The 7911-nt window shown below is 57.8% G+C and carries 6 protein-coding genes; 4 read left to right on the plus strand and 2 right to left on the minus strand.

All coding sequences use genetic code 11. From position 1 onward, the window contains the following. Nucleotides 1-425 precede the first annotated feature (425 nt). A complete protein-coding gene (locus tag R3F72_RS18070; RefSeq protein ID WP_332780419.1) occupies nucleotides 426-1781 on the plus strand; it encodes a hypothetical protein in 1356 nt (451 codons plus the stop codon). Between the two features lie 167 nt (nucleotides 1782-1948). Here the strand turns inward: R3F72_RS18070 and R3F72_RS18075 are convergent, their stop codons facing one another. Further along, on the minus strand, nucleotides 1949-2722 hold the full coding sequence (locus tag R3F72_RS18075; protein WP_332780420.1) for a copper resistance protein B: 774 nt from the start codon (nucleotides 2720-2722) through the stop codon (nucleotides 1949-1951). A gap of 11 nt (nucleotides 2723-2733) precedes the next feature. Next, nucleotides 2734-4569: a copper resistance system multicopper oxidase gene (locus R3F72_RS18080; RefSeq protein ID WP_332780421.1), complete on the minus strand. Its 1836-nt coding sequence runs from the start codon at nucleotides 4567-4569 to the stop codon at nucleotides 2734-2736. Between the two features lie 226 nt (nucleotides 4570-4795). Here R3F72_RS18080 and R3F72_RS18085 point away from each other — a divergent pair, with 226 nt between their 5' ends. The 3 genes from R3F72_RS18085 to R3F72_RS18095 all read left to right on the plus strand — a co-directional run. After that, on the plus strand, nucleotides 4796-5998 hold the full coding sequence (locus R3F72_RS18085; RefSeq protein ID WP_087720778.1) for an ISL3 family transposase: 1203 nt from the start codon (nucleotides 4796-4798) through the stop codon (nucleotides 5996-5998). 15 nt (nucleotides 5999-6013) lie between these two features. Continuing rightward, a complete protein-coding gene (locus tag R3F72_RS18090) occupies nucleotides 6014-7678 on the plus strand; it encodes an extracellular solute-binding protein (protein WP_332780422.1) in 1665 nt (554 codons plus the stop codon). A 60-nt stretch (nucleotides 7679-7738) separates the two neighbouring features. After that, the coding region (locus R3F72_RS18095; protein WP_332780423.1) for a helix-turn-helix domain-containing protein at nucleotides 7739-7911 on the plus strand (173 nt) is incomplete at its 3' end.

The following is a 7911-nucleotide window of genomic DNA, read 5'->3' on the forward strand; positions in this document are numbered from 1 at the left end:
GCGGGGAAATTTCAGCGTTTTGGCATTACTCAACAGCTATTCGCGCTGAAGAAGCCGATCCTGATAAGCGATGCCACCAGTCAGTACCTTCAGACCGCTCAATCAGCACCCTCGTGAATGAGGCGGGCTGATGGCTGCACTATACCCTGTGCAGTTCTGGAGGGGGTCACTTCACAATCATAGCACCTCTCCAAGATGGGCGCTGGGGGCGAAATAGCCTCTTTGATGCGTCGTCAGGTCTGACAGTCTGACGGGTGGGGATGTCAGTACGAAAATCGGGAAAATGAAATTTAGCTGAAAATTCAGGTTCGTTTCAGTTGACCACTACAAGCTTTGTGCGTCAAGATTAAGTGCCGTTTAACTGGCACATCCATATTGAGGCAATAAATCGTTGTCGATATGAAAATTAAAATAAGGAGTTTCACGTGAGCAAAATCTTCAAATCAATAAGCGCTCCGCTGGCGATAGCTTTAGTAGCAACACCGGCGTTGGCCGCGGAGCCGGTCGGGCGTGCGTCACCAACCGTAGAAGACCTGAAGGATGAAATAAATCAACTGACGGCTGAAGTGGAAGAGCTCAAGAAAGGCGATTCCCCCTTCACGGTGAACGGTTATTACCGCCTGCAGGCGACCTCAGAAAGCCTAGATACGACCGACGATAACAGTGATGCTTTTGTTGACCAGCGCCTGCGTGCAAAGATCACCGGCGACCTCAACGATAACGTGAGCCTGGTTTGGTACGGTGAGTTCGATTCTCCCTGGGGTGAGAAGGGAAGCTGCCAGGGTGACAATTGCGGCAAACTCAGCGCCGACGGCGTTGGCGTTGAGACCAAAAATGCCTACGCTGAACTGAAGGTGCCGAACAGCGACTGGAAGGTGCGAGCGGGCGTCCAGGGGTATGGCTTCGGCAAGTACGAGAGCTTTGTTACCAACGACGACATGAGTGGCGTCTCCTTTGCGGGCAATGTTGGTATGGCCACGCTGACAGGTGGCTGGTTCAAGTGGGAAGAAAACGATGAAGATTCTGCGGACGACGTGGACTTCTACATGTTGAGTGCCGAACTTCATCCCAGCGAGGTTTTCCACTACGGCCTTACCGGGGCTCAGATCAGCAACAGCAGTCAGGCTGATGTGAATGGTACGGCGGCTCGAACGGATGACAACTATTTCGGTGCCTACGCCGATTTTACCTTTAACAAAATGGCCTATAGCGGCTCGGTACTTTACAAAAAGTCGTCCGGGCGTGACTCTGACGCAACAGATGGCGACACGTACATGTTGAATCTGTATGCCCAGAGGCATTGGGACAATGCAAGCCTCAAGGTCCACGGTATCTACATTCCGGCAGACGACAGCAGCAACGGTGCCGATCGCTTTGCAGAAAACGATACGGGCTACGAGCTGTCCGGCGATAATCTGCAAATCTTCGGAACAGACTACTACTACAACAATGGTTCCCAGGGGGCCAAGTCAGTTTATGACGCAGCTTACAAGGGATACGGTCTGATGGGGCTGATGGTCTCGGGTGATCAGGAACTTTCCAACGACTACTACCTGAAGTACGGCACAGGATACTTCCGCGCTGCCGACGACGCGCCCGACAGCGCTGCTCAGGCCAACGGCTCAACCCTTGGTACTGAAGTCGCTGCTCAGCTTGGTAAAAAGTTTGCCGGCGTGTATGACATCAGCCTCCGCGGTTCTTACGGTTTCATGGGAGACTTCTACGGAGATGACCCGGAGGATACCTATAAGGTCGTAGCTATGGTCAATATCAGTTACTGATCAACGTGTAATTTCATGATCTGATACAACGGCCGGGCCTTAGTCCGGCCGTTTGTCATTGAGCCGAACATGCGGAAGGTCGGCAATGATTTTGACGAAATCCTCCAAATGAGGACACTAGCTGACCCACGCAAAGGGGCCAGCCTTTTCTACTGGGCATTATCGTACTAAAACCACCACCGGACGCCCGCCACGAAGCTGGAGGACTCGACGTCTTCCCCCTCGCGCTCACGGAGATCCTTTGTGTTGCCCAGGTAGCGTGTATAGGAAACACCAACGTAAGGAGCGAACTCCCGGGAAAAGTGGTATCTCAGCCGGAGTCCCAGGCCAACATTATTGATCCCGCTACCGACTCCCCATTCCTCGACATCACTGAAGGCCACCAGGGTTTCCCCCCTGCCCTGCAGAATCAGCCTTTGGGTCAGTAACCAGTCGTATTCGGCCTCGAAATCATACGACAGGTCGCCGTCTTCCGTCACCCTGAGGTTGGTATCCACCTCAAACCAGAAGGGGGCAAGGCCCTGCAGGCCGATAAGTGCCGAATAACGCTCCTTGTTCTGGCCCGGGCCGAAGGTTGCCTGAGCGCCCAGCCCTGTCTGTATGTCCCAGAAGGGGGCCAGGCGATAGCTGTACTGAGCATCAAAGTTTTCGATGTCGCCAGCCTCGGTGGCCAGATTCGTCTCACCCTCTGTTTCAATCCAGAGCCGCTTTTGGTCCGTGCCAATCCAGGCCTGGGCGTCCCACAGGGCCAATTCGTTGTCGCCGTCACGCTGGTATTCCATCCGGTCAAACAGAACCTGGCCAAACACCTGGTTGTCGTGTATCGGCAGCGTCCAGTCCGGTTCGGCCTGAACGCCAGTACCGGCGGCGCCGGCTCCCGAGGCAAGCGTTAAGGCTGAGGCACCCACAACCCACTTGATGCGATTCATCATAATGTTCATCCCCTATCCCGTTAAACGACCGACACGACACGAAACATGCCTGCGTCCATGTGGTACAGAAGGTGGCAATGGAAAGCCCAGTCACCCGGTGCATCCGCTGTGATCAGCGCGGATACACGCTCGCCGGGTTTGACGGAAATCGTGTGTTTGCGTGGACGATATTCACCTGCACCGGTTTCCAGTTCCATCCACATGCCATGCAGGTGAATGGGGTGATCCATCATCGAGTCGTTGACGAGGATCAATCGCAGGCGCTCGCCATGGTAGAACTTGACCGGGCCATCGACTTCAGAGAACTTTTTGCCGTCGAACGACCACATGTAACGTTCCATATTGCCGGTAAGGTGCAGTTCCACCTCGCGTTCGGCCGGGCGCTTGTCGGGCCAGCCCTCAATGCTCTGCAACTGGGAATAAGTCAGCACCCGATGGTTGGCTGTTTCAAAGCCTACACCAGGGTCATCCAGACGCGATTGCGGGCTGGAAGCCACCATGGCCGCCCCGGGACCGTGATTATCAGGGCCATGGGATACCGGGCGCCCCGCAGTTGGAACCGGGCTCAGGCCCGGTTTGTCAGGCGAGGCGTCCATGCTCATCCGGGTATGATCCATGTTCATATTCATACCGCCCGAATCCCCCGCCATGTCGCCGTGGGCCATGTCCGTGCCGCCGTGCATTGCCTGGCCACCATTCTTGCCCATGGCGCCCATTCCCATGGCCGCCATGCCCCGTTCAGTGCGCGGGTACATGGGAGGCACCGGGGCTTCCAGCCCTTTCCGGCTGGCCAGTGTGCCGCGCACGAACCCGGACCGGTCCTGGGACTGTGCAAACACGGTATGGGCCATGTCCGTTGGCTCCACGATAACGTCGTAGGTTTCGGCCACGCCAATGCGGAACTCGTCGGTCTCGACCGGCTGCACTGGCTGGCCGTCGGCGGAAATAACCGTCATTGGAAGTCCCGGGATACGGACATCAAAGTAGGTCATCGCCGAGGCGTTGATGAATCTCAGGCGGATTTTCTCGCCGGGACGGAACAGCCCGGTCCAGTTGCTGGCGGAGGGCGATCCATTCATCAGGTAGGTGTATTCAGAACCGGTCACATCCAGGATATCCCGGGGGCTCATTCGCATTCTGCCCCACATGCCGGCTTTGCTCCACGCGGCACTCCAACCCATGGTTTCGACATCCTTGAAGAAATCGCCAACGGTGCGCTGGTTATAGTTGTAATAACCTTCAAACACCTTGAGGTTGCGGAAGACGTCGCCGGGAGAATCGAAGGTCCAGTCGGAGAGAACCACAACGTATTCACGGTCATAGGCGACTGGCTCCGGCTCAGCCGGGTCTATAATAATCGGTCCGTAGTGGCCGAGCTGTTCCTGAAGCCCGGAATGGCTGTGATACCAGTAGGTGCCGTGCTGCTCGACCGGAAAACGGTACTCGAAGGTTTCGCCCGGCATGATGCCCGGAAAACTGACGCCTGGAACACCGTCCATCTGATATGGCAGTATCAGGCCGTGCCAGTGAATGGACGTTGCCTCGGCCAGGGTGTTGGTCACACGCATGATCGCTTCGCGGCCCTGCTTGAGCCGAATCAGGGGCGCAGGCAGCGTGCCATTGATGGTAATAGGCTGTTTCGAGAGTCTGGACCCGATCGTGAGAGGCGTTCGTGCGATCGTCAGATCATAGACATCGGCGCCGTCACGCACGGTATGATAAACATTCGAGTTGTCCAGATTGCCCCTGGCAAACGCCGGCATCAGGCTGTCAAAACCGGCGAGAAGGCCCATTGCGGCAGCCCCCTGGATCAGGCGCCGCCTGGACATACCTGCATAGAAATGTCTATCGCTCATAGGTTGCTCCTAAAACCATGTATATACAGCTTCTTGCGTTCGTGACTCGATTATTGATGCTACCCGGTGCAACTGAAATCAAACTGAAAAGTCGACCGGTAACCCCCCATTTTAAGGTTCTTCGCAGATTAGCGTGAATCAGACAGGATAGAGAAACGGCGGTAAATCCAGATAAGCTGATGTTCACCACAAACCTCAGCCACTCACCGGGGATACCGCCGTCACCATGAATGCTAGCGTCTGGAACCTGTTCTGGAAAGGCTTCCTCCCCACGTCTCACGAATGCCTCGATGACTTGTCGCTGCGGATACGCCTGGAACCCGACCCCCATCAGATCCCGGTCTGCAGCGGCTGTGGTCATGCCTGCTTCCTCGTGCATGATGTGCATCACCGGCGTGTCCGCGAGGCACCATTGCTGACCTACCGGGTCGAGCTCGATATCCCGGTCAGACGACTACGTTGCCCTACCTGCGGCCCGACACGTGAGCGGATCGACTGGCTGCCGGGCCGATCTGGCGTCACCGAGACACTACGCCAGTGGGTAGAGCGCTTGGTGAACTTGCTGCCTATCCGTCATGTCGCCGATCTGGTCGGCCTGCACTGGCATACCGTCAAGGCGATCGACAAGCGGCGTCTGCAACGCGACCTGCCAGAACCGGACAGGACACGCCTACGCCGGCTGATGATGGATGAGTTCGCGCTGCACAAGGGCCATCGCTATGCCACCGTGGTCGCCTGTGCCGATACCCAACAGGTGGTGTGGGTCGGTGAAGGCCGCTCCCGCGAGGCGATCCGTCCCTTCTTCGAATGGTTGGGCGATGCCCGAAAACAGATCGAAGCCGTCGCCATGGACATGAATTCGGCGTTCGACCTGGAGGTGAAGGATCAGTGTCCCAACGCCGTCGTGGTCTATGACCGCTTCCATGTGGTGGCCAAATACGGACGTGAGGTGATGGACCGGGTGCGTGTCGATCAGGCCAACCAGCTGCGGGACGACAAGGTGGCACGCAAGGTGGTCAAAGGTAGCCGCTGGTTGCTGCTGCGCAACGCCGACAATCTCAAACCCGAGCAGGCGGTGAAACTCGAGGAGCTGCTGGCTGCCAATGCGTCACTGACCACTGTCTATGTGCTCAAGGACCAGCTCAAGACGCTGTGGTTTGCCGACGACGAGACCACCGCCCGAAGCGCCTGGCAGGAGTGGGCTGACATGGCCCTCGGCAGTGGCATTGACGCCCTGGTGCACTTCGCCAGGAAGCTGGAGCCCTATCTGGAGGGGATCGTCTCCAGTGCCCGCCATCGGCTGAACACCAGTGTGCTGGAGGGCATGAACAACCGGATCAAGGTCATCAAACGGATGGCCTACGGGTACCGCGACACGGCGTACTTCTTCCTGAAGATCCGTGCCGCCTTTCCCGGCAAAGTGCGATGAACCGGAAAAAAGCCCATGTCTAAGCACACCAAGACTGCCGCCGCCGTTGCCTTCTGCAGCCTGCTATTGGGAACCGGCGCACAGGCCGCGGAAGAGAAGCTCTATCTGTTCAACTGGACCGAGTACATGGACCCCGAGATCATCACGGCGTTCGAGCAGAAGTACGACGTCGAGGTGGTGCAGAACTATTACAACTCGCTGCCGGAGATGTTCGCCAAGCTGAACGCGGGCGGCGCGTCCCAGTACGACATCATCGTCCCCTCCAACTACTACGTGCCGCGCTTGATCGAGACGGGCCTGGTCCAGAAGCTCGACCACGCGAAGATTCCCAACCTTGCCAACGTCAAGGAGCAGTTCCAGGATCCGAGCTTCGACCCGGGTTCCGCATACTCCGCGCCCTACCAGTGGGGCACGACAGGCATGATCTACAACACCGACACCTTCCCGGACGCTCCCAACAGCTGGTCGCTGATGTTCGACCCGGAGGTCAATCCCGACTATCCGTTCGCCATCATGGGCGACGGCCAGGTGGCCATCGGCGCCGCCTGCGGTGCGCTGGGCAAGCCCTATGACTGCGACACGCTGGACAGCTGGCGCGAAGCCGCCAAGCTGATGATCGAGACCAAGAGCCGCGACAACTTCTCCGGCTTCACCGACGGCACCCCGGCGCTACAGCAGCTGGCCCGCGCCTGCTATCTCGGCTTCACCGGTACGCCGCTGCTGAAGAAAGAGAAAAACACGCTACAGACCTTCGGCCGGCTGATCCATCGCTATGGCATCGACGAAGCGGTGGCCGACGAATCCGTGGTGCCGCTGCTCTATGAGGGCAGGCTGGTCGAGCAGCAGGTCTCGGGGCAGGTGATCGACCGCTGGTTCGACAAGATCAGCGTTGGTTTGAGCGAGGATCAGCGCCGCGATCTGAAGCGCAAGTTCTCGCGCATGGATGCACTGAACAAAACCGAGCAGGCAATCCGCGCCAAGGCGTTCGACATCTCCGAACACTATCGCCAGCACTGGCAGGGAACCGGCTTCAAGGCACAGCTCGTCGCGCCCTCCAAGGCCGCCGCCGTCCGCTTCAAGGCAGTGCTCGACGAGATCGGTCATGTCTCGAGCGCCATCGTCATCTCGCCGCCGGACGACAACGAGGGTCACGAAGAGATCGACCAGGACGCCCGAGATCTCGTGCGCGACTTCTGGGCGAAGATGATGGCGCAGTACAAAACCGAGGAGGCCTACAATCGCGAGATCGTCGAGGCCTTCAAAGGCTCGGGCGATCCGGAAATCCTGATCGTGGTCTCCAAGCTGCTCACCGGCTTCGATGCACCGCGCAATACCGTGCTCTATGTCTGCAAGTCGCTCAAGGAGCACAATCTTTTGCAGGCCATCGCGCGCGTGAACCGACTCTTCGAGGAAGGGTATACGGAGAAGCAATTCGGCTTCGTCATCGACTACGAAGGCCTGCTCGGCGAGCTCGACAGCGCGCTGACCACCTACAACGCCTTCGAGGGCTATGAAGCGGCGGACCTCACTGGGACGGTGCACGATGTCCGCGAGGAGATCCGCAAGCTGCCTCAGCGTCACGATCAGCTGTGGGATCTGTTCAAGCCGGTGCGCAACAAGCGCGACATGGAGCAGTTCGAGCGCCATCTCGCCGACGAAGCGCGCCGCCAGGACTTCTAAGTACCTGATCTAAAGTTTTCGTGTAATATCCATGCCAGGATTTCTGACACGGACAGAACCATGGAAAAACGCTTCGTTGCCCCTCTCACTGAACCTGAACAACAGGCGCTGACCTCCGCCTATCACCATGGCGAGAAGCGCGCTCTCCGTCGTCGGGCGCATGCCATTCTACTGAGTGACCAAGGCCATACTATTAACCAAATCAGTGAGATACTTCAGGTTCGCCGCGATGC

This window comes from Salinicola sp. 4072, assembly GCF_036663415.1.
Classification (GTDB): Bacteria; Pseudomonadota; Gammaproteobacteria; order Pseudomonadales; family Halomonadaceae; genus Salinicola; species Salinicola salarius_A.